This window comes from Pseudomonas sp. PDM14 (assembly GCF_014851905.1).
Taxonomy (GTDB): domain Bacteria; phylum Pseudomonadota; class Gammaproteobacteria; order Pseudomonadales; family Pseudomonadaceae; genus Aquipseudomonas.
This window is the reverse complement of record NZ_JACVAQ010000006.1, coordinates 1-429: the sequence shown is the minus strand read 5'-3', so window position 1 is coordinate 429 and position 429 is coordinate 1. Positions and strand designations below refer to the sequence as shown.

General features: G+C 64.6%; 1 pseudogene. It reads left to right on the top strand.

What is annotated here, in order from left to right:
• A pseudogene (locus tag IB229_RS21745) lies at positions 1-429 on the top strand (urocanate hydratase); the annotation flags it as partial.

Here is a 429-nt window from a genome sequence, read left to right as displayed (position 1 = left end):
ACCACGCTCACCGCCAAGAGCTGGCTGACCGAAGCGCCGCTGCGCATGCTGATGAACAACCTCGACCCGGACGTGGCCGAGAACCCCAAGGAGTTAGTGGTTTATGGCGGTATTGGCCGCGCCGCGCGCAACTGGGAGTGCTACGACAAGATCGTCGAGAGCCTGACCAACCTGAACGACGACGAGACCCTGCTGGTGCAGTCCGGCAAGCCGGTCGGCGTGTTCAAGACCCACGCCAACGCCCCGCGCGTGCTGATCGCCAACTCCAACCTGGTGCCGCACTGGGCGAGCTGGGAGCATTTCAACGAGCTGGATGCCAAGGGCCTGGCCATGTACGGCCAGATGACCGCCGGCAGCTGGATCTACATCGGCAGCCAGGGCATCGTCCAGGGCACCTACGAGACCTTCGTCGAAGCCGGTCGCCAGCAC